This is a genomic window from Helicobacter sp. 12S02232-10, from assembly GCF_002272895.1.
In the GTDB taxonomy this organism is placed as follows: Bacteria; Campylobacterota; Campylobacteria; order Campylobacterales; family Helicobacteraceae; genus Helicobacter_J.
Map to the genome: position 1 here is coordinate 64,249 of NZ_MLAQ01000009.1, position 21,795 is coordinate 86,043.

Consider the following 21,795-nt stretch of genomic DNA (forward strand, 5'->3'; position numbering starts at 1 on the left):
GTGTAAATTCGTTCTCTTTTAACTAAACAACTCTAAATTCATTAGGATGATCAAGTGCATAGCGGAATTTGTCCATATCAATTTTCTTATCCCAGATTGAAACAATCATACAAGCAACAGAATTTCCGCATAAATTTCCCACCGCACGCATTTCACTCATAAACTTATCTACACCCAATAACGCAGCAACCGTAACTGCCGGTATTGTGCCAGGACCTGTCCCCATCGCTTGAAGCGTACCTGCCAAAACAATAAAGCCCGAACCTGTAACGCCTACTGCACCCTTTGAAGCCACCATTAAAATAATAATCATTGATATTGTTTGCTCCAAACTCAAAGGAATTCCAAATGCTTGGGAAAGAAAAATAACACTTAAAGAAAGATAAATATTCGTACAATCAAGATTAAAGGAATAGCCTGTTGGGATAATAAGCCCCACGGATCCTCGATGCATCCCAGCACGCTCAAGCTTTCTCATTAAAGGAGCAAGAGCTGTTTCAGAAGAGCTTGTAGCAAAAACTATCAAAACCTCTCTGGCGATAAAACGCATAAACTTAAACACATTGACCTTGGCTAAAGCACAGATAATGCCCAAAACAACAAAAATAAAAAATAAACACGAAAATAACATTACAAAAAGTAAATAAGCCATATTAAACAAAGTTTCAAAACCAAATTTTCCAATCAAAAATGCCATCGCTCCAAAAGTTGCAATCGGGCTGTAGTACATCAAAATTGTCAGAATTTTAAAAAAGAAATTTTGAGCTTTCTCAAGAGGTTTAATCACCTTATCTTTAACATTCTGCCTAAAAAAAGAAATCACAATCGCAATAATGACAGCCATAAATAAAACTTGCAAAGTATTACCCGTCAGGAAAGGAGTGATCGGATCATCAGGAATTGCACTCAAAAGAATGGATTTAAACGAACCCGTATTTTCAGAGATATGAGAAGTATATTTTGCAACAGAACTACTATTTAAAGCATTTATATCGAGATTCATTCCGTGACCAGGCTTAAAGGCTTCACCAAAAAATACCCCCACAACCAAGGCCAATGTACTGACCACCTCAAAATAAATGATGGTTTTTATCCCCAAACTTCCCAAAGATTTCAGATTCTCTAAACCAACTATGCCGCAGATGATGGTCGTAAAAATAATGGGTCCTATTAACCATTTCAACGCTTTAATAAAAGGATCAATCGTCCATTCTTTAGTGGCAATCCCTATCTCAGGTGCAAAACAACCTAAAAGCACGCCCCCAATAATCCCCATCACAACCCAAAAAGCCAAACTTTTAGCAAGCTTTCTAGCAACGGTGGTTTTTTTTGCAACAAATAAGTCTTGTGGCATATGACCTCCTGTGAAAAGAATATACTACCACATTCACAGACTTTAAACCATAGAAAATCGATATTTTTTCTTTTCCCGATACAATCAGTAACTATTTATTTAAAAAGGGATTGGGTGCATCTTTTAAAAAAATACTTTTATCAAGGATTTTTGAGTTTTTTTCCAAACTTGTATGACACGAAATACAGCTTTTGATGATATGATGAGCAGATTTTAACTTAGGATCTTCAAGTTTCTTAGCATTATGACAGGCAAAACAATCCTGCCCACAGGTATCACCCATATTGATTTTAGACATTTTTTCATCGGTATGACAGGTTTTGCATTCTAACATCGGCAAATGCCTGATATCGTTTTTGTAATCAAGTTTATAATGGCAACTAGCACAATCACCGCTACAAGCAAATCCAAACCGAAAAAATACCAATATTAAAAAAATAGCAGTTTTCATCCCTCAAATACCAAAATCATAAAAAGTAAAGCTGATCATCATAGAATACATATTAAATTTGGGTTGGCCATAGGCATTTGCCTGATCTCTCCTGACAATATGAAAAGGTATCCCTCCCCTTGCCTCAAAACTAAGCCCAAAGCCTTGAACAATATTTACAAAAAGTCCAATTGTTCCTACTCCTGATTGAATGTTGTATTGACTAGAATCATTAGGCAAACTCAAATGTTGGAGTTGATAGCCGATAGAAATTTTTGGAATCAACCATCCATCAAGAAGCCTAAGAGCAAAAACACCCCCAGCAGAAAGATAATAAGTTGTTCCCGCACCCGCATCTAAATAACCTCCGGCTAGTAGCATCTTATTTGGACCTCCGACCCAACCTCTCTCAAGACCAAAATAGGCGTTGTTTGAAGCAAGCTTATAAGAGTTCTTGCCATTTTTAAGTTCGATCTTTTTGGATTCAAGATCTTGATAAACATAACCTATCCTAAATGCCCCATAAGAATTCTTTGATGGCTGATTGGGTTGGAATACAAAATCTTTGTCTTCCTGCTTTTGTTCAAGCTTATCAGATTCCTCTTGTTCAGAAACGGAAGCTTGTTCGACTGCATTTAAACAGATACTGCCCAAAAATAAAAAACATAAAAATAATTTCCTCATTTTCTTCCCTTAAAATGCCATATTTTATAATTTTCTATCAAATTCTCCAACACTTGAAAAAATTTCTCAAAAGCTTTCATATCCAATCGTTCATTCAAAGAATGCGGAGAAAGAATAGTCGGACCTATAGAGAGAATTTTAAGATTCTTTTTGCCCATATTCTCAAGTCTGTCTTGTAAAATTCCACACTCAAGCCCCGCGTGAATTTGGCACACTTTAACTAAATAATCTCCAAAAGATTTTTTCACGATCTCTAAAAATGAATCTCCTTCAGCAATATTCCTTTCCCAAGGAGCGTAAAAATCATCAATAGCAATCTCTGCTTTTGGATCAATGCGCAAAGCTAAAGCTTTAATTTCTGAAAGATTTTTTTCCAATAAATCTTTAGTATTCGCCCGCCCCATCAAAGAAACTTTTACTTGAGAATCTGTTTGTTTGAGCAAAGAAATATTGACAGAATCTATCACATCTTCTCCTGATTGAGCTCTAACGCCACTTTTGATGCCAAGAATAAAGGCAAGCAATCTATCTTTTTGATAAGGGATATCCTCGCTTTGCACTTCCTCTACTAAAAAATCACTGCAAGAATGCAAAATTTGATTTGTTTTTAAAACAACCTGCGAAAAGACTGGAATTGAATTGATTTTTTCTCCGCCTTCAAAAGAACAAATTCCACCCTCTGTTTTATCAATTAATTCCCCTAAACTCACAATGGCATTTTTAATATCTTTATTAATATCAATACCGCTATGACCGCCCTTAAAGCCTCTTGAAGAAATGCGGTAAGCAAACTTATAGGAAGAGGGATCTTTGGGCAAATTTAAAACAACGCTCATATCATAACCACCCGCACACCCCAAGACAATTTCTCCAAAAGTTTCGCTATCAAGATTGACAATCAAATCACAAGCAATCTTTAATTCCAAATTTTTGGCTCCCAAAAGCCCAACTTCTTCATCATTAGTAAATAAAAACTCTAAATCACGATATTTTTGCATTAAATATAACTGGATGGCTACCCCAATGCCATTATCTGCCCCTAAAGAAGAATTTTTGGCCTTTAAAAAATCTCCTTCTCTATAAAGCTTTAAAGGTTTATATGCTTCTCCTACACCTACCATATCGTAATGGGATTGAAAACAAAACTCGGGAAAATCTGAAGCAAAAGCACGAATATTTTTAGCTTTATCAGTCTCAATTTTATAACCGCAACCTTTAGCAAAACCGCAAATATATTCAAACATTTCTTGGGTATGAAAACTCATATGAGGGATATGGGCAATCTCTTCAAAAATCTCTAGCGGGTTTTTAATCATCATAGCTCCAATTTTATTTTTTTCTTTGAAAATTCTACTATTTTGCCGTGAAATCTTGAGTAAATCTGAGCCAAAGGCAATTCTTTGGAATAAAGCTCAAAAACCATTTCCAAATTTTCTTCAATACCCCTCTGGAACCACATCTGCAGCTCATCATAATCAGGAATTTCAATTCCAAGTGTGCATAAAAATCGGTATGTATATTTATCTACAACCATCACATCTCTTCTGCAAGCATAATTCAAAATAGAATCCGCACTTTCTTTCCCAATTCCTTTTTGAGAAAGCAGCCACTCCCGATCCGTATTTAAAACAAAATTTTCAAATCCCCCAAAGTCTTTTAAAATATTTTGACACAACAAAATAAGACGTGTACTTTTTTGATTAAAAAATCCGCTAGGAGTAATATGAGATATCAAAACATCTCTGTTAATATTAGCAATATTTTCCAAACTTTTTTCATTTCCGTTTAAAATGCCTGATTGCTTCAAAGATTTAAGACATCTCTCCACATTTTCCCATTTTGTATTTTGCGTTAAAACCGCTCCAACCACAACCTCAAAAGTTTGAGCCTCAGGCCACCACCATTCTGAAGAATCCCGCAATAAATTAAGTTTTTTTAAAGCCGCCAAAACATTATGGCTTTCAAACATCTTTTAAATACCTCTCTAAAATTTGTAATACACTATCCCAATCCCCTGAATGTTCTTGAGCAATTCCTATGATGCTATTATACCACGGCGATTTTATCGGCCAAACCTGCCCAAGCTTTCCCCATCTCCAATCATATTTTTTGTGTAAAAGCACGATTGTAGGAATCTGATATGTTCCTGCCAAATGAACGATTGCTGAATCAACACTTACAAGCAAATCAAGTTTTTTAAGTTCATTCAAAGTATCCTTAAAATTTTTAATCTTAAATGACAAATCTTTCACACCAAATTTTTTACAAAGACCTTCATCAATACCTTCAGGTTGTAAAGAATAAAGATCAAAACCCTTAAGAGACTTTAAAAGACGCTCAGGAGGAATGGATTTATCAGAAGAATAAACAAAATTTTGATTTGAAGAAAAAAATACCCCTATCTTTTTGATTTTTGAGAAAAATACTTGCTCTGCTTCCAATCTGATTTCAGTAGTACCCAAAATAGCTGGAAGCGAAAGCAAAGAAAAAGCACTTTCATAAACACCGATTTCAGACTTCTGCTTCACGCGTTTTCCCCACTTAAGGGCAAAAAGTTCATAAAGAGGCTTTTGGGGATAAATCTTCACTTCTTTGGTTTTTAAAATGAGTTGATCAAGAAATCTTGAAAACATAATACTATCGCCAAAACCCTGCTCGTGATAAACAAGAACACTTTTACCCTCAAAAGGTCTGTTCAAACAATTAGGATTTATTTTAAGGGGTAAAATATTTGGCAACAAAAGGCGTTTTTGATAATACTTAAACCCCTCTTGGTAATGCCCCAAACTGAGTAGCAAATACGAATAATTTATATAAAAAATAGGAACTTGCAAAAGTGATATCGCCTTTTGATACATTTTTTGAGCCTCTTCAAAATCTAAAGTCCCCCATAAAGTATTCGCATAATTAAAATAAAAATAAGCGTCTTGAGAATGCCTCACTGCTAGATTTTTATAAATCTCCAACGCCTTTTTTTTCTCAAAAATTGCTCCATAAACATAGGCAAGATTTATACCGGCGTCTTCAAAGCCTAATTCAAAACTTTTTTTAAACAGACTGAGCGCACTTTTAAAATCTTTAAGTGCAAGCATATGATTCCCTAGATTATGCAATGCTTGAGCGTCATTGGGATTTATTTTTAAAACAATGCGATAATGTTTTATCGCCCTAGAATCATCTTTTAAATCACTGTAAGCACGAGCTAGATTAAAATGTAAATTTGCGTTTTCATTCGGTAATAATGCGGACAAAACTTGAATCGTTTTTTCAGGTTCGCCTACTTTTCGATACATCTCTCCAAGACTGATCCAAGAAAAAAGATCATCTCCACATAAATTTAATGAATGTCTAAGATATTCGATTGCTTTAGATTTTTCCCCTAAAGCATACAAAGCAAATGCACAAAGTTTCCAAGTTTTAAAATCAGAGGGATTGGAAGATAAAATTTGAATGCAACAAGCAACACATTCTTGATAGCGACTTTGAGAATAAAAAGCTTGTGCGGAAGAATAATCAAACATTAGAGCCCTCCAAAGAGGGCAAAAATTAGCTCAAAAGTCTTAAAATATTTTGTTGCACGGCATTTGCCTGACTCATTGCATAACTTCCTGATTGGGCAAGAATATTATATTTATTAAAGTCTGCAGATTCTTGAGCAAAATCCACTTCACGGATTTGAGATTCAGCAGCTTTAACATTCACTTGAGTAATTGTAATGTTATTGACAGTACTGATCATTTGTCCTTGAACAGAACCAAGGTCAGCACGAATTTTATCAAGCATTTTTTGGGCAGATTCAGCAATATCCATTACCACCATAGCGCCTTTTAAAGTCGTAACCCCTGAACCAAGGCTTGTATTACCGCTTGCGACAACCGCATTATAGTTTGCACCTGCAGCAGATTTTACAGCCGCATTGAAATTTCCGGTTACATCTCTTAAATTAACAGTAGTTTCAGCTACCTGAGCACTTCCAAATCCAATACCTGAAAATCCACCACTTGTAGAATCTGCAGCTGATAGCACAACAATATCCCTAGCATCAAGTCGGCTCAAAGACAATCGACCAAAGTTTGTTGAACCTGTAGTTGTATCTTGACCACCATTTACCGTAGTAATTGCAGCCGGTGGAGTGGTACCTCCAGGACCAGCAGTAGGAGCTGTTGTTTTAAGATCGATTCCTCTGCCATCCACACTTCTTAAGTTTAAACGACCCTTAATATCTGTGTAAGCTTCTACGCCTGTCTCTGAAGTTACTGCATTAAATGCAGCGATCAATCTTCCATCGCTATCATTTTTCTTGATACCAACAATATCACCCAAAGCAATACCATTAACAACCACGCCTGCAAGACTACCAGACATAATCGCCTGATCGGAAGTCGTAATAACATTAGCTTGTGCTCGAACACCTGTAGCATTGGTATTTTTATTGATAACTTCTGCCAAAACGCCAAGTCCTGTACCTGCAGAAGTAGAGATTTTTACGGCTTCAATCTTAACATCATTAACGCCATCAACTTGTTTAAATGTAAGACTCACATCTCCTGAAGCTGTAATCAAAGCTCCTGTAGCAATCCTTACTTGTCCTATTTTATCAGAAGTTGTTGAGCCGATGGAAGCTTTGATACTTTGATTTGAATAAGCCCCTACTTGAAATTCTTTATTGGTAAATTGACCTGAAAGCAATGCTTGACCATTGTAAGAAGTTGTATTACCGATACTATCAAGCCCTTGAATTAATCGAATGATGTCTGATTGAATCGCTTTTCTTGATTCAGTGGTCTGACCATCTTGAGCAGCTTGAGTAGCTTTCACTTTAATTGTATCAAGAATCTTTAACTGCTCATCCATCGCTTTATCAGCAATCTGAATGATCCCCATACCATCATTTGTATTTTGGATAGCTTGACCCAAAGCACTTGCTTGAGATCTCAAACTATCTGCAATAATCATACCAGAAGCATCATCTGCAGCCTTATTGATTCGAAGACCAGAACTTAATTTCTCAAGAGAATTTTTGATGTTTGTTTGTGTAACAACAGCTTGTGCGTGTGCATTCAATGCATTAATGTTTGTATTGACTTGAAAAGCCATTTTGTAACTCCTTGTTATTTTATCCAAAGCATCCTTGCTTGGTTGAGAGATATATCGACTATTTTAAAATTGTTTAAATACTTTTTAGAAACAACTTGTGCAAAAATTTTATTGATTAAATTTTGTCACTCTCAAACAAAAAACACTGCGCTTAATGATTGTTAGATTATGAATACGAGAAAAATAAAAGACAATAAAAACAAACTGCAATCATTCACAAATTATATAAAATTCTTAAATTTTTCCCAAAGCCTTTGCAATAAGCTCAAGTGGATGTAAAAATTCTGCTTCTACCCCGCTATGATCCATCGCATTATCAATCTGCATTCTGCAAGCACTACATTCTGCACTTACGATTTTAGCCCCACTCTGCTCAATCATCTGTGCTTTTGGAATTGCAGCCTTTAAAACCAAATCATATTTATCACTCTGCATACTCACACCTCCAAAACCACAACACCTGCTTGAATCACTCATTTCTATCAAAGAATAATTTTTTTTCAAAAGCTCTCTAGGTTCTTTATAGATACCTAACACCTTTTTTGCGTGACAAGGATCGTGATAAGTAATGGTAGTTTCTTTAAAAGGTGTCTTAGTAAGAAGTGATTCAAGGGGAGTGTGTGCATAAAGCCAAAGACTTGCCATCTTCATCTTTGGAATCAATACTTCAAGCCTTTTTAGCCAGCTCTCACCCTCTTCATCTTCCATAAGAGCGTGTTTCCAGTCCTCAATCAACATTGCTGCACAAGTTGCTTCAGGAATCAAGATAGCATCTACCTCATCAATAAACCCTTCAAAATGAGTTATATTTTTTTTGATCAAATAAAGCACGCTTTTAATATCCCCGCTAAAATAAGCAGGGGCGCCACAACACTCTTGTTTTGGAATCAAAGCCGTTACTCCAAGCCTATCGAGGATAAAAAGCAAACTTTCTCCAACACCTTTGTAGTTGTAATTACTCAAACAACCAATAAAAATTGCTACTTTATTATATTTAAGAGTAAGATTTTTCACGCTTTGTTTTGGAATAATCTCTCCTTGATATCGTTGCAAAAAACTTTTAGATAAAAATGGAAATACTGTTCTTTTTCCCATTTTTGGCAAAGAAAAGCGAAAACGATTTTTAGTTTTAGCCAAATTGGATTGAAACACACAAGGAGAAATAAAATAGACAAAAGAAAAAACAAAATCCATTAAAACGCGGTGTTTGAGCAGATAAAAAAATGTCCTCTTATACCAAGCAATACCATATTTTTTCGCAATATCTATGCGAATGTTTTCAATCGCCACATCCACAGGTAATGTATTTGGGCAAGTCTGTACGCAAGTAGTGCATAAAAAACAAGACTCAAAAATATTTTTAGCATTCTTATCTAACTCCAAATCGCCCCGCTCATAAGCACCAAGCAGATCCAAAAAACCCCTTGGAGAAGTGCTTTCATCACGATTTATTTGATAAATAGTGCAAGTAGGAATGCATTTGCCACACTTTACACAAGCTTGTGAGATTGTTTTAAAATCAAGCAGACCCATCTCACACCGTTTTGCTAAATCTTCTTTTATCTAGGGGAATTTTATTTAAATATGCATCAAAAACCATTGCAATATTGCGAATCAACATCCCGCCTGTCGGGCTTGTATAAATTCCCTCATCGGTGAGTGAAATTAAATCTGTGCCTTCATATTCTTTTAAAGCCTCCAATTCGCTTTTAAAATGCTCTTTAAAATTGATATGAAATTTTTCTTCAATACTTTTAAAATCCAATCGCAAATTATTCATCAAACCCATAATGACTTCTTTTCTGATAATATCCTCATTTGTAAGTCTGACCCCTCTCTCAACAGGCAAAATCCCGCTATCAATGGCTTTTTCATAACTCTGCATATCTTTGTAGTTTTGAGTGTAGTAATCCTTTCCCTCACCAATGCTTGTAAGCCCAATCCCTATAGTCTGAGAAAAACCACGTGTAGTATAGCCTTGGAAATTCCGACGTAATTCACCTTTTTGACTCGCCAAATAAAGCTCGTCTGTCATCTTGGCAAAATGATCCATACCAATCATTTTATACCCTCTATTTTCCAAAAATTCTATCGTATGCTCTAAAATTGCAAGTTTATTATCAGGAGTGGGCAACGTCGTCTCATCAATTTTACGCATCGTTTTTTTCATCCACGGCACGTGAGCGTAATTAAACACTGCTAAGCGATCCGGAGATAAACTCACAACTTTTTTAAGAGTTTCCTCAAAAGTTTCTTTAGTTTGAAAAGGAAGTCCATAAATTAAATCAAAATTGATTGAATTGATCCCGAATTCACGCGCAAGCATAACAGAGTTTTGGACAAAATCAATCCCTTGAATGCGATGGACTGCTTCCTGCACTTTTGGTTCAAAATCTTGAACGCCAAAACTCAAGCGATTAAAACCGCCGAGTTTCAGAACTTGCATTTGATCTCGATTAAAATGCCTAGGATCAATTTCACAACTGATTTCAGCATTCGAAGCAAAATTAGGAAAAGCCTCTCTGACAAGTCTGATGACTTCTCTAAGCTGAGTGCTGTCAAAAAAAGTGGGCGTTCCTCCTCCAAAATGAAACTGAACGACCTCACGATTGGTATTCATACACTTTTTAAGAATCTCAAGCTCTTTTTGGAGATAAATAATATAACGATCCTTCTTATCTTCTTTGCTAGTATAAATTACATTGCACCCGCAAAAATAACACGCACTCCTACAAAATGGTAAATGCACATAAAGAGAAAGAGGAAGTTTTTCTTTAGAATAGGCATCTATATTATCATTGCGTTCAAAAGAAGCTTTGAGCGCTTCGTTATCAAAACTTGAATTAAACTCTACGGCCGTAGGATAACTTGTATATCTTGGACCGGACTTGGAATATTTAACAAATTTTTTAAAGTCGATCATTTCTTATCACCACAACATTCATTGATTAAAAGATTTTTGCTTGCGAAAATAATCGTCAAGATCAAAAAACAAATTTGGATGTTCCTTTTTGATCTGTTCAACAAAAGAATGCGTGTCAATTCGAGGCAAACTTCCATCACTTTTGCGAAAAGTCTCAAGCTTTTTAACCGCAACTGCCATCACGTCTTCAAAATCAATGGGCGTATGTGTGGCAATGTCTCTCTCAAGCTCAACTTTCAATTTATCCTCATAAGCCTTTCTGATTGTTTGGACAATATTTTTAAGTAAGGCTTCAGGGATCATTACATATTCCTGATTATTTTCATCCTTTACAAACCAAGCTTCTTGAGAGCTAAACTCTCCTTTTTGGAGTTCTAGAAGAACTTTTGTGGCATCAATTTTTTTAGCCTTGACTTGATTATTCCCTGATTCTAAACTTCGATACATCGCCTCTTGTTGATGCAAAGAAGCCAAAGATTTTACGCTCTGTTTTTGTGTAGCCATACCATAATCCCCTTTTGCGTATGAAGCCTGTTTTGTGCTTCTTTGAAAACCCTGCTTTGTTTCCCCTCTAAAATGCTTTCACTGACTTCTTGACCCCTATATGCAGGGAAACAATGTAAAAATATGGCATTTTTATCAGCCAAACTCATCAAAACCTCATTAACACAATACTCTTTAAATATTTTTTGCCTGATCTCTTTTTCATCTTCCTGCCCCATTGAAGCCCAAGTATCTGTAGTTACCACGTTTGCCCCTACAACAGCCTCTTGCGGAGAATGGGTTAAAACAATATGAGCACCACTTTCCTTTGCAAATTCAAACGCTTGAGATAAAATTTTTGCATCAGGCATATAATTCTTTGGACAAGCGATACGAAGTTCAAACCCAATTTTTGAAGCCAACATCAACCAAGAATTGGCCATATTGTTTCCATCTCCAACATAAGCAACCTTAGGAAGCCCTATATGGGGGATATCATAAACTCTTTCAGGGACATAAATGCCACATTCTATCATCGTAAGATAATCAGTCAGTAATTGAGCAGGATGAAACAAATCACTCAACCCATTAATCACAGGAACAGGGGAATAATGTGCAAATTCTTCAAGTCTCTCCTGTGCATAAGTACGCAACATTATCATATCCACCATCGAACCGATTGCTCTTGCAGTATCCTTAATGGGTTCGCCTCTGCCTAGTTGAATATCTTTACTCGACAAAAACATCCCCATACCGCCAAGCTGATAAATCCCAGCTTCAAAACTCACTCTTGTACGCGTGGAATTTTTTTCAAATATCATTGCCAAAATCTTATTCTGCATCAAAAAAACGGAGTGATTTTGAAGAAAATCTTTCTTAATGCTGATAGCCAAATCCAAAATATCAAGAATCTCTTCTTTATTGAAATCTCTCAACGTCAAAAAATGTCTCATAAGCAGCCTTTGCATAGGATAGTTCAGATTGCCAATCGTGAATTGCAGCTCCAAATCCAATAAAAAGCTTAATATACTTTAATTAAGATAACAAAATCCTTAGATTTTGCGGGTCAAAACTCACTAAAATAATGCAGTCTCTGAATAAAAAAATCAAAAATCAGCCAAGAAATATCAACCTCCAATGGATTTTATCCGTATATCTTTTTAATATTTTCCATCTTTGCACTCAAATGCAACAAAAGCATATCAGCCAAAACCAATGCAAGCATACTTTCACACACTACACTTCCTCGAACTGCAATACAAGGATCGTGTCTGCCCTTAAGCCTGCAAATAGCATTCTCTCCATTTATATCAAGCGTTTTTTGTTCTAAAAAGATGCTTGGCGTAGGCTTGAAATAAACTTTTATGACTATCTCATTCCCATTGCTTATCCCACCCAAAACACCTCCGGAATGGTTACTTAAAAAACCTCCCTTATCCATCAGATCATTGTTTTGGCTTCCAAAAACCTCTGAAGCTCTCATACCTTCTCCAATTTCAACCGCTTTCACACCATTTAACCCCATCATTGCTGCACTAATTGCTCCATCTAACTTATAATACATCGGTTCCCCAAGCCCAGCAATCATATTTCCCTTTTTTCCTCTAGCGCGAACAATACCAACACCACCGACGCTATTATGAGAATTTCTTGCCTGTTTTATGAGTGCTTTTTGCTCTTCTTCAACCTCTTTGTCTAAGGCAAAAATTTCACTTTGAGCAGCGTTTTCAAAATCCAAAATTTTAGCCTTTACCCCACCAATAGCATAAATGCCGCTTTCACAAATTATCCCCACCTCATCAAGAAGCATTTTTGCGATCGCCCCGCCTGCCACTCTAGCCACAGTTTCTCTCGCAGAGCTTCTACCTCCGCCTCGATAATCTCTAATGCCATATTTTTGATAATAAGTCCAATCAGCGTGTCCGGGTCGAAAAATTGATTTGATACTTTCATAATCCTTACTTCTAGCATCAGCATTTCTTATCAATAAAGCAATGGGAGTGCCTGTACTAAATCCTTCAAAAACACCACTTAAAATTTCTACCTCATCAGCTTCCTTGCGCCCTGTAGAATAAACATTTTTGCCACCCCTGCGTCTATCTACTTCCAAAGCAATAAAATTTTCATCAATTCTAAGTCCTGCAGGCACTCCATCAATCACGCAACCAATGCCACTTCCGTGAGATTCTCCAAACGTTGTCAGCCTAAATCTTTCCCCAAACGTATTCATATTTCAATCCTTTTTTAGCTTCATATAGGCAATTTTTGCACAATTTTGTTGGGCGTCTTTTTTGCTTCCTCCCTTAGCTCTGGCATATTCTTTTCCCTCAATTAATAAAGCTATTTCAAATTCTTTATGATGATCAGGACCGCTTTCATTGATTAAGACATATTCGGGAATTTGGGAAAATTTCGCTTGCGTGAGTTCTTGTAAAGCCGTCTTAAAATCAACAAACAAGCTCTCAAAATCCATATTCGGGTAAGCTTTTTCCAAAAGAATATAAACGATCTCGCGTACTTTTTCCAACCCAGTCTCCAAATAAATCGCTCCCATTAAAGCTTCAAAAGCATTTGATAAAATTGAAGATTTACCCCTGCCCTTATTGGATTCTTCACTGGAAGAAATATGCAGATATCTCCCTAAATTGATTATTTTAGCCAGATTCATAAAACCTTTTTCATTCACAATCGCTGCGCGCATTTTAGAAAGGTTTCCCTCTGCACTCTGAGGAAATTTGCAAAACAAAAATTCCCCAACAACCAAATCCAAAACAGCATCACCCAAAAACTCCAATCTTTCATTATTGGGGACTTTCTTGCAACTTTTATGAGTGAGTGCTTCTAAGAAAAGCGCCTTATTTTGAAATACATAGCCAATCGTTTCTTCAAGCACGCAGGGATCACTTGGTTTGTCCATTTTCATCCTTTTTATATTTTAAAGCTTCAGATTTAGCAATTTGATCACATCTTTCATTTTCAATATGCCCGCTATGTCCCTTGATCCAAATAGCTTGAACAGAATGGGGTCCAGAAAGAATGAGATATTGTTTCCATAAATCAGGATTTTTCACCTTTAAAAAGTTTTTTTTCACCCAAGCATTCAACCAAAGATTGATACCATCACAAACATATTTTGAATCGCTATAAAGACTGATCTTGCAGGGTTCTTTAAGGCACTTAAGAGATTCATTGACTGCTTTTAATTCCATTCGATTGTTTGTTGTCATCTTTTCTCCACCTTGAATAATGCGTTCATTTTCTCCATACTGTAAAATACCGCAATACCCACCAGGTCCAGGATTCCCAAGAGAAGATCCATCGCAAAAAATATTGATTTGCTTCATTGGTTCTTAATCTCACGCAATTTTAAAATCAAATCCATCATTCCAAGTGCAGAGCAAGTCGGGCAACGATAGGAATCAAAAGGAAAAATACTTTTGCAATTATGGCAGCGGTATTCAAAATCGATACTACCCTTAAAATGCAAGGATTCTAAAGATAGGATACGCAAAACCTCCAACTCAAAAACATCACATTCTTTTTTATCATTGACATAACCTTTGGCACGATAAATATCTAAAACGCTTTGAGAATCCTTTAAAATTTCAAAAGGTATCTTTTCTTTTGGGAATTCCCAAAGCAAATCAACGAAATTCCGCGCATTTTTTAAAAAAGCAACTTGTTCCCAAAATAAAGATTGATTATAAGTTTTCAGATAATGAAGTGCCATTTTTTGAAGCGAAGGAGCTTGTTGTATAAGTGCAATTATTTGGTTTTGCTTTTGACTTAAAGATAAAAAATTCTCATTGATGAGCATCATCAGATGTAAGTAGTTCTTATTATCTGTTATTTCATTATTTTTAGAGTCCGATCCAAACTCAAGCTCATCTAAACAATCCAAAACTTCCAAAGCCTTTTTATATTCGCCCATACTTTCATAAGTACGCATCAAATAAGAAAGAACGCCCGAATTTCTAGGATAACTTTTAAGGACTTCAAGGAATATGTTTTTAGCTCTTTGCAAAAATCCTGCATTAAAATAAGTGATGCCCAAAGCTTCCAAAATAGGAATCTTATCTTTTGATTCTGAAGTTTTTTCCAACATACTTAGATAAATTTTTATTGCTTGTTCGCTATCCCCGCTTTTAGCATAAATTTGAGCTAAAAACATTAATGTAGGAGCAGGATTATGAGCGAGGGATAAAAATTCCATCACGCCCTCATTCAGACCAGCATATTCATAAGATTTAGCAAGATTTTTCAAAGATTGCGAACGTTTTTTGGAGCGATAGCGATTGCGACTATAATCAGCCAAAGCCACAATGGCAATGATGGCAATTAGAATCGTGATCCCAAACAAAGGATCTCTGTAAATAAAAGCAATGTCTCTCAATTTATTCTCTTATGATGTTGATTTTCGCTTTTACCCTTATTTTTTCAAAATATTCGTCTAAAATTCTATCTTGAGAACCTTCCACTAATTTTTGTGCAATAAAATTCTTGGCCTGTTCAAAAGGAACTTCTATATGTCCGATTTTATCTTTGATGAAAAACGATACATAGCTTCCTTCTCCGGCATTCAAAATAGGTGTGAAAGCATTTTTATCGGTTTTTATAAATACTTGAGCAACCTGAGGATTTAAAGCTTCCAAAGAAATTTTTTCTTCACCTCGATCGACTCCTGAGATTTTCATCATCGGATTCCCAAGTGCCTTTTTAAGGGCTTCAGGATCTTTTGAAACGTAACGGATTGTTTCAACCTCCTTAGGAATGCTAAACTCTTCTTTGTGCTTATTATAATATTCACGCATTTCTGTCTCCCCTGCAGTATTGACATTAGAAAGCAAAACATTCCTCAAAAGCTCTTGGGTTTGTATCTGTTCTTTGAGTTCATCCTTATATTTTCCATAATTTATTCCCTGATTAATCAATGCACTAACGAAATTATCCCTATCCATTCCATTATGTTTGGCAATATTTTCTATTTCTTCTTCTATTCTTGAATCATCAACATTGATATTAAGACGCTTGATTTCTTGAGCCTTAATCCTTTGAGCAATAAGCATATCAATCGCTTTCTTCTTGGAGATCTTTAAATCTTTTTGCGCCTGCTCGATTTGATAAAGCGTAATAGGATCACCATTAACAGTAATAGCAATCCCCCCGACAATATCATTCTTATTGGTCTTGACAGGAGTGTCAGCAAATAAAAAGACAAAAGTGCTAAATATAAAAAAACCGAAAAAAAACTTTCCCAAAATACCCCTTTTAAATATTTTATTTTAACATTAAAAAGCTATATTTAGAATACAGAATTTTTCAGATACAATCCCAAACTTAAAATAAAAACAACCCATCGGATAATAATATGAAACTTGATTCTTCCAATAAGGCCATTTTAGCCTTAGCCTTAAGCTCTTTTTGTATGGGTGTAACCGAATTTATCGTAGCAGGTATTTTGCCCGACATCGCCAAATACTTTCACACTACCCAACCTACTGCCGGCTGGTTGGTAACTTTATATGCGATCGGAGTGGTAATCGGCGCTCCACTCCTTACCATTCCATTAAGCCATCTAAATCGCAAACAACAACTTTTGATCAATCTGGGTATTTTTGCGCTTGCTAATCTTCTCATTGCCTTAAGCAATAATTTTTATACTACGCTTTTAGCAAGGTTAGTAGCAGGTTTTATGCACGGTGTATTTTTTGTAATCGCCACAATCACTGCCGTAAAAGTCGCCAAAGAGGGAAAACAAAGCCAAGCTTTAAGTATTATGGTATCAGGGCTTACAGTGGCTTTGGTAACAGGCGTACCTCTAGGAACTTTTATAGGACAGATATTTGGATTTCAAGCTGTATTTTTTCTGATTTTTATTCTTACAAGCATAGCTTTTATAAGCGTCTTGATAATTATGCCAAACAACTTAGCAGGTTCGCCCACAAAAATAAAACACCTTTTCCTTGCACTCAAAGTCCCGCCTTTACTCAAAGCTTATGCAATCACCATATGCACTTGTGGCGCAGCTTTCGTTCTTTATACTTACATTGCAGATATGCTACTTAATATTAGTGGTTTTGATAAAAAAATGATCGGATTTATTTTGCTTTTATATGGAATCTGTGCAATCATCGGGAATCTTTTCGGGGGCAAACTGACAGATTCAAAAGGCTCTATTATGGCGTTGCGCATTATTTTATTCGGGCAAGTAATCGTTTATGCACTTGTAAGCTTGAGTGCTTATTGGCAAACAGCCGTCATTATCAATTTATGCGTAATGGGTTTTTTTGCTTTTGCAGGTATTTCTCCTCTCAAAACTTTTGCAATGATGAGCGCCCAAAAATACACTCCCGATTTTATGGACAGCTCAATCAGTATTAATGAAGCCTCCTTTAATGTCGGCATTGCCTTAGCCTCTTTTATCGGGGGAGTTGTATTTGCACATTTTGGAATTGTTTTTAATCCTATCTTTGCAACACTTTTTGCCTTGCCTGGACTCATCATAGTCCTTAAAAGTCCAAGAACTATTTAAAGGAATATTTTGTCAATACTTTTTATCTCATCTATTTTTTTATTCATCCTTACTTTGCTTTTGGTGTTTTATGTTTTCAGTCTCAAAATGAGATTGATTGGACTCAAAAACGATTTTTCTAATCAAAAAGAATATTGGCAAAATACACTTATCAACGAACAAGAAAAAGCGCAAACACAAAAAGAATATTATGAAAAGCGTCTTATTGATGAGAATGAAAAATTCCAATCCCTTAAAAGGGATCTTCAAGACACTGAAAAAATCAAAAAGGAACTTAAACTTGAATTTGAAAATCTGAGTCAAAAAATCCTCGAAAACAAAACTCAAGATTTCTATAATTCCCAAACAAAAACTCTTGCTCCTCTTCAAAAAGAAATCAAGGATTTCAAAGACGCTTTTGAAATCTTAAAAAATGAACAAACAAAAGAAAGAGTAAGCTTAATCACAGAAATCAAGCTTCTCAAAGAACTCAATGAAACCATCTCCAAAGAAGCTTCCAATCTTACCAAAGCTCTTAAGGGTGAGAGTAAAACACGCGGGAATTGGGGAGAAATGATTTTAGAATCAATGTTGGAAAAAAATGGGTTTATAGAAGGACAAAACTATCGCAAACAGGTTGATTTTATCGATGAAGCTTCAGGCAAACACTTCCAACCCGATATCATCATCAATCTTCCTGATGATAGAATAATCGTCATAGATTCCAAGCTTAATTTGAATGCTTATGATGCTTTGGTTGCTTCTGAAACAAAAGAAGAAGCCGATAAAAACATCAAGAATCTTTTGGCAAATATCTATACTCACTTTAATGAACTTGGGAAGAAAAAATACCATCTGCTCACTGATGGCAAAAGTCCTGATTTTACAATTATGTTTATCCCTATTGAGGGGGCTTTCATTGAAGCAATGCGTGCAGATGCCGAACTTTTTAACAAAGCTTATAATCTCAGAATTGTTATCACTTCTCCAAGCACCTTAATGTCTATTTTAATGACCATAGCCAACCTTTGGAAAAACGAACAAATTGACAAAGATTATCGCAGTATTATTGCCAAACTTGAAGCTCTCAAAGAAAAAATGACTACTTTTTGTGGTTATATGGATGAGATAGGCAAAGGCATTCAGACACTCCAAAATCGATACGATACTGCCAATAAATCCCTGCAAACAGGAAGTAGAGGAACTATTATGGATAGAATTAAAAAAATTCAAGATTCAAAAAGTCTTAGTTACGAAGAAGAATCAAAATAGATAAGTGTAGCTGATATGCATTTCCCTTGTGCGAGAAATATCAAAATTTTGTCGCACAAGCTGTTGCTTCCACGGATCAGAATCACCAAAATCATACCAATTTTGTGCATTTAGCGTATAATAAGGTATTTTCATCCCAATATTGATACGATTATGGCTACCCAAATAGATGGAACCTCCGATATTAGCAAAAAATCCACTACCTGAGGCAAAAAATTTATCATTTTTTTTGGCAGCATTATTCTCCCAAGAATTACTCCTCAACATTGCATACTCAACTCCCCCACCGGCATAGACACCAATTTTAAAAAATGGCATTTTGCTCCAAAATAATTTTCTTATCAAAATATCTAACGGAAGATTGACAAAAAAATCAAGATTAACTCCATAAGTCATCCAAATGCCATTATTAAAAAGTTCATTTTGGGGAGCAGGCACCGGTTTCATAGGAACTTTCTCTATAATAGGGCTACCATCTGGTTTAAATCCCGTAATGGTAGTAAATTCCTTATTCTTACCATCTTGCTCGCTACTACTTATCAATCCCCCTAAAGAAACAGTAGCATACTCTGCACTTGCATAAACCCGCAATCCTGTAATATAATATTTATCAAAAAAAACTTCATCTCCAATGGATGCTTCAAAAGAAATGCCTTTTTTTCCAGCATAACTCCCGCTTGTTTTATTTCCTATGCAAGTCCCACCCGCACAACTGCTGTTATCTTTTGTCGTTTGTTGCCAAAAATCAGTTTTATAGCTGGCTCCTGTTCCGACTCCAAAACTCGTAAATAGATTATTTTGCACAGCAAAAAGAGGTAAAATCATTACACATAAAAATAAGTATCGCATTTTAACCTTTCTTCATCGCTATACGCTTTTTTTATTTAATTCCACCAACAAGGGCAAATTGTTTGCAATAATGCTTTCATCAAAAAACTCCATAATGCTTTCTCTCATTTCTTTGGGAGAAAGCATTGCATTCACTTTAGTTCGAAACTCACTTGCCCCACTATGCCCTTTGGCATAAGCGTGTAAATTTTTTCGAAACATCACAACTCCTCTGTCCCCATAAAAATCTACCATAGCATCAAAATGTTCTAACACAAGTTCCTTTTTAAGTATAGCAGGAAGTTCTGATGTGTTATTTTTTATCTGCCAAAATATCCACGGAGCGGTCAAAGCTGCTCTGCCTATCATTACGCCATTTGCCCCTGTAAATTCTAAAACCTGTTTCGCTTTTTGAACATCTGTGATCTCGCCATTAGCAATCAAGGGAACATTTAGGATTTGTTTCATTTTTCGAATGCTTTCATAATCAATCTTATCTTTTTTATACCCATCGTTTCTTGTGCGACCATGGACGACGACGAAGTCTATAGGAGCATCATTGAGGGCATAAGCGATCTCAAGAGGAATTTTTTTATCAAAACCAAGTCTAACTTTTACGCTTGTATAGGGCTTATTGGTATTTTCTTTGATAATTTTTAAAATCTTCACCAAATGTTCCAAATCCTTCAAAAGACCGCTACCATTGCCGTGATTGGCAACTTTTGGAGCAGGACAACCACAATTAAAATCAATAATATCGATCCCTTGTATTTGATTGAGCAATACAACTGCTTTTTTAACGATCTCTTCCTTAGAACCTGCAATCTGTACAGAATAGGGATTTTCATCAGGAGATTTTTCAATCATTTGCTGTGTTTTTTTATTGGCATAGACAAGAGCATGCGAACTAACCATCTCGCTCACGGTAATATCAACACCAAATTTTTTCACCACACTTCTAAAAGGAAGATCGGTATAGCCCGCCAAGGGTGCGAGCATAAGCAAATTATTATTAAAATCTATCCCCATTCGCCGCCTTTTTTATCTGCGAGAATTATAGCATATTTGAATTCTGTGAAAAAATCAGATTTTTTGGAAACAAAAATAAAAGACTTAAAATTAAATTTATCTACTGAATATATTATAGAAAGAATATGGTAAATATCTGCCACATTATTAAAGAACCTCTTATTGATAACAAAGGAGTAATTGGAAAATAGGTAGCGACACTAATTGCCAACTTACACCTACGAACATTTTATGACCTTTTACTTTGACAAAAATCTTAATGAAAAAATGTGATTTAGAATCCTCTAAAACAAAACATTTCATTCCTTGATAGGGCTTTATACCCTATTTTTTGAAAATGCTTCGAATTTTATTTTTTTATCCTTTGTTATTTTTAAATATTGATTAAAACCACTAAAACCTGTAGGCATAATTAAAGGTCAGATAGGAATGTGAAAGCAATGTTTGATCTATATAACTGTTATCAATGGTAGTTCTCACATCTTTGCTTGAAGACCCCCCGCCTCTCCACATCAATTCAAACTGATGGTTCGTATTATAGCTATAATGCAAGCCGATCACACCATAAAAAAATCCTGAATAAATAGAATTTAAATTCTTATTTGTATTTGTCTTTCCACCAAAATACATATCCTCCTGATATCCCACTCCCACATTGAGTCCCAAAGTGTGCTTGCCTCTTTCTAAAAAATCCCATAGATATTTTACATCAAGCCCAATCTTGACAGGAATATAAGAAATTGTTGCTTTTTCGTCTCCTATAGGTGTATTTAAAGTAAAATCCCAACTATTTCCAAATCCCGAATAGAGATGCCCTGAAACCTTGATACCGTGTCTTTGACTCTGTCCAAAATAATGTTGGTAAGCTCCCATCAAGCCTAAATCAAAAGTAGTGGCAGTAACAGCTACAGCACTAAAGTCAGATGGATGTATGACATTATTTACACCCCCCAAATTTCCCTCAATCCCCACTGAAAAACCATTTTTCGAATTTTGTTTTGCATTTTTAGATTGATTTGCTTTATCTGCTTTATCGTTTTGATTTTGATTTGTTATGCCTGCTTGAAGTTCTTTTTGCTTTTGTTTTAATTCTAAAAGCTTATTTTCTTTTTCAAGTTTTTGGATTTGTTCATCAATATCATCTGCATATAGACTATTTGAAATTAAAAAAATACTCATTGCAC

Annotated in this window: 21 protein-coding genes; 2 read left to right on the forward strand and 19 right to left on the reverse strand. The window is 35.6% G+C overall.

Annotated features, from left to right (window positions below):
• Positions 1–22: 22 nt before the first annotated feature.
• The 16 genes from BKH41_RS07705 to BKH41_RS07780 all read right to left on the reverse strand — a co-directional run bounded on the left by BKH41_RS07705 (position 23) and on the right by BKH41_RS07780 (position 16,229).
• Complete coding sequence (locus BKH41_RS07705; protein WP_095298680.1) at positions 23–1,354, reverse strand: cation:dicarboxylase symporter family transporter; 1,332 nt, start codon at positions 1,352–1,354, stop codon at positions 23–25.
• Positions 1,355–1,445: 91 nt separating this feature from the next.
• Positions 1,446–1,805: a hypothetical protein gene (locus BKH41_RS07710; RefSeq protein WP_095298682.1), complete on the reverse strand. Its 360-nt coding sequence runs from the start codon at positions 1,803–1,805 to the stop codon at positions 1,446–1,448.
• A 3-nt stretch (positions 1,806–1,808) separates the two neighbouring features.
• Positions 1,809–2,468: a hypothetical protein gene (locus BKH41_RS07715; protein ID WP_095298686.1), complete on the reverse strand. Its 660-nt coding sequence runs from the start codon at positions 2,466–2,468 to the stop codon at positions 1,809–1,811.
• Positions 2,465–3,784 (reverse strand): M28 family peptidase, encoded by a 1,320-nt coding sequence (locus BKH41_RS07720; protein ID WP_180762780.1) that lies wholly within the window; start codon positions 3,782–3,784, stop codon positions 2,465–2,467. Before BKH41_RS07720 ends, BKH41_RS07715 begins: the two co-directional genes overlap by 4 nt.
• Positions 3,784–4,437 carry a 3-methyladenine DNA glycosylase gene (locus BKH41_RS07725; RefSeq protein ID WP_095298690.1) on the reverse strand — a complete coding sequence of 218 codons (654 nt, stop codon included), beginning with the start codon at positions 4,435–4,437 and terminating at the stop codon, positions 3,784–3,786. The genes BKH41_RS07720 and BKH41_RS07725 overlap by 1 nt, the downstream gene beginning before the upstream one ends.
• Positions 4,430–5,989 (reverse strand): tetratricopeptide repeat protein, encoded by a 1,560-nt coding sequence (locus BKH41_RS07730; protein WP_095298692.1) that lies wholly within the window; start codon positions 5,987–5,989, stop codon positions 4,430–4,432. The genes BKH41_RS07725 and BKH41_RS07730 overlap by 8 nt, the downstream gene beginning before the upstream one ends.
• A 25-nt stretch (positions 5,990–6,014) precedes the next feature.
• On the reverse strand, positions 6,015–7,565 hold the full coding sequence (locus tag BKH41_RS07735) for a flagellin A (RefSeq protein WP_095298694.1): 1,551 nt from the start codon (positions 7,563–7,565) through the stop codon (positions 6,015–6,017).
• A gap of 234 nt (positions 7,566–7,799) precedes the next feature.
• Positions 7,800–9,098, reverse strand: coding sequence for a (Fe-S)-binding protein (locus tag BKH41_RS07740; RefSeq protein ID WP_180762781.1), 1,299 nt, complete (start codon positions 9,096–9,098; stop codon positions 7,800–7,802).
• Between the two features lies 1 nt (position 9,099).
• Positions 9,100–10,488 (reverse strand): oxygen-independent coproporphyrinogen III oxidase, encoded by a 1,389-nt coding sequence (gene hemN / locus BKH41_RS07745; protein WP_095298696.1) that lies wholly within the window; start codon positions 10,486–10,488, stop codon positions 9,100–9,102.
• A gap of 18 nt (positions 10,489–10,506) precedes the next feature.
• The gene (locus BKH41_RS07750) at positions 10,507–10,992 is read right to left on the reverse strand and encodes a DUF2603 domain-containing protein (protein ID WP_095298698.1); all 486 of its coding nucleotides are present in this window, start codon (positions 10,990–10,992) and stop codon (positions 10,507–10,509) included.
• Complete coding sequence (gene argF, locus BKH41_RS07755) at positions 10,968–11,924, reverse strand: ornithine carbamoyltransferase (protein ID WP_095298701.1); 957 nt, start codon at positions 11,922–11,924, stop codon at positions 10,968–10,970. Before argF ends, BKH41_RS07750 begins: the two co-directional genes overlap by 25 nt.
• Before the next feature lie 191 nt (positions 11,925–12,115).
• Positions 12,116–13,201, reverse strand: coding sequence for a chorismate synthase (aroC, locus tag BKH41_RS07760; RefSeq protein WP_095298703.1), 1,086 nt, complete (start codon positions 13,199–13,201; stop codon positions 12,116–12,118).
• A 3-nt stretch (positions 13,202–13,204) separates the two neighbouring features.
• Entirely contained in the window at positions 13,205–13,888 is a 684-nt protein-coding gene (gene rnc, locus BKH41_RS07765; protein ID WP_180762782.1) for a ribonuclease III, read from the reverse strand.
• A complete protein-coding gene (rnhA, locus tag BKH41_RS07770) occupies positions 13,872–14,315 on the reverse strand; it encodes a ribonuclease HI (protein ID WP_095298707.1) in 444 nt (147 codons plus the stop codon). The genes rnc and rnhA overlap by 17 nt, the downstream gene beginning before the upstream one ends.
• Positions 14,312–15,364 carry a hypothetical protein gene (locus BKH41_RS07775; RefSeq protein ID WP_257875442.1) on the reverse strand — a complete coding sequence of 351 codons (1,053 nt, stop codon included), beginning with the start codon at positions 15,362–15,364 and terminating at the stop codon, positions 14,312–14,314. Before BKH41_RS07775 ends, rnhA begins: the two co-directional genes overlap by 4 nt.
• Before the next feature lies 1 nt (position 15,365).
• A complete protein-coding gene (locus tag BKH41_RS07780) occupies positions 15,366–16,229 on the reverse strand; it encodes a SurA N-terminal domain-containing protein (RefSeq protein WP_180762783.1) in 864 nt (287 codons plus the stop codon).
• 110 nt (positions 16,230–16,339) lie between these two features.
• On the opposite strand from BKH41_RS07780, the gene BKH41_RS07785 reads away from it, so the two are divergent.
• Both BKH41_RS07785 and rmuC read left to right on the forward strand, forming a co-directional pair.
• Positions 16,340–17,503, forward strand: coding sequence for an MFS transporter (locus BKH41_RS07785; RefSeq protein ID WP_095298711.1), 1,164 nt, complete (start codon positions 16,340–16,342; stop codon positions 17,501–17,503).
• A 9-nt stretch (positions 17,504–17,512) separates the two neighbouring features.
• Positions 17,513–18,754, forward strand: coding sequence for a DNA recombination protein RmuC (gene rmuC, locus BKH41_RS07790; RefSeq protein WP_095298713.1), 1,242 nt, complete (start codon positions 17,513–17,515; stop codon positions 18,752–18,754).
• Here rmuC and BKH41_RS07795 read toward each other — a convergent pair.
• The 3 genes from BKH41_RS07795 to BKH41_RS09840 all read right to left on the reverse strand — a co-directional run.
• On the reverse strand, positions 18,746–19,603 hold the full coding sequence (locus BKH41_RS07795; RefSeq protein WP_095298715.1) for an outer membrane beta-barrel protein: 858 nt from the start codon (positions 19,601–19,603) through the stop codon (positions 18,746–18,748). The two genes, rmuC and BKH41_RS07795, sit on opposite strands and share 9 nt — an antisense overlap.
• 18 nt (positions 19,604–19,621) lie before the next feature.
• Complete coding sequence (locus BKH41_RS07800; protein ID WP_180762785.1) at positions 19,622–20,605, reverse strand: tRNA-dihydrouridine synthase; 984 nt, start codon at positions 20,603–20,605, stop codon at positions 19,622–19,624.
• 399 nt (positions 20,606–21,004) lie between these two features.
• Positions 21,005–21,795: FlxA-like family protein (locus BKH41_RS09840; protein WP_180762784.1), on the reverse strand; the 791-nt coding region annotated here is incomplete at its 5' end.

Coding starts and splice junctions, on each gene's coding strand:
- aroC (WP_095298703.1), bottom strand. CDS start 13,201: ATGAATACGTTTGGGGAAAGATTTAGGCTGACAACGTTTGGAGAATCT.
- argF (WP_095298701.1), bottom strand. CDS start 11,924: ATGAGACATTTTTTGACGTTGAGAGATTTCAATAAAGAAGAGATTCTT.
- BKH41_RS07720 (WP_180762780.1), bottom strand. CDS start 3,784: ATGATTAAAAACCCGCTAGAGATTTTTGAAGAGATTGCCCATATCCCT.
- BKH41_RS07750 (WP_095298698.1), bottom strand. CDS start 10,992: ATGGCTACACAAAAACAGAGCGTAAAATCTTTGGCTTCTTTGCATCAA.
- hemN (WP_095298696.1), bottom strand. CDS start 10,488: ATGATCGACTTTAAAAAATTTGTTAAATATTCCAAGTCCGGTCCAAGA.
- BKH41_RS07740 (WP_180762781.1), bottom strand. CDS start 9,098: ATGGGTCTGCTTGATTTTAAAACAATCTCACAAGCTTGTGTAAAGTGT.
- BKH41_RS07795 (WP_095298715.1), bottom strand. CDS start 19,603: ATGCGATACTTATTTTTATGTGTAATGATTTTACCTCTTTTTGCTGTG.
- BKH41_RS07710 (WP_095298682.1), bottom strand. CDS start 1,805: ATGAAAACTGCTATTTTTTTAATATTGGTATTTTTTCGGTTTGGATTT.
- rnhA (WP_095298707.1), bottom strand. CDS start 14,315: ATGAAGCAAATCAATATTTTTTGCGATGGATCTTCTCTTGGGAATCCT.
- BKH41_RS07705 (WP_095298680.1), bottom strand. CDS start 1,354: ATGCCACAAGACTTATTTGTTGCAAAAAAAACCACCGTTGCTAGAAAG.
- BKH41_RS07715 (WP_095298686.1), bottom strand. CDS start 2,468: ATGAGGAAATTATTTTTATGTTTTTTATTTTTGGGCAGTATCTGTTTA.
- BKH41_RS07735 (WP_095298694.1), bottom strand. CDS start 7,565: ATGGCTTTTCAAGTCAATACAAACATTAATGCATTGAATGCACACGCA.
- BKH41_RS07725 (WP_095298690.1), bottom strand. CDS start 4,437: ATGTTTGAAAGCCATAATGTTTTGGCGGCTTTAAAAAAACTTAATTTA.
- rnc (WP_180762782.1), bottom strand. CDS start 13,888: ATGGACAAACCAAGTGATCCCTGCGTGCTTGAAGAAACGATTGGCTAT.
- BKH41_RS07730 (WP_095298692.1), bottom strand. CDS start 5,989: ATGTTTGATTATTCTTCCGCACAAGCTTTTTATTCTCAAAGTCGCTAT.
- BKH41_RS07785 (WP_095298711.1), top strand. CDS start 16,340: ATGAAACTTGATTCTTCCAATAAGGCCATTTTAGCCTTAGCCTTAAGC.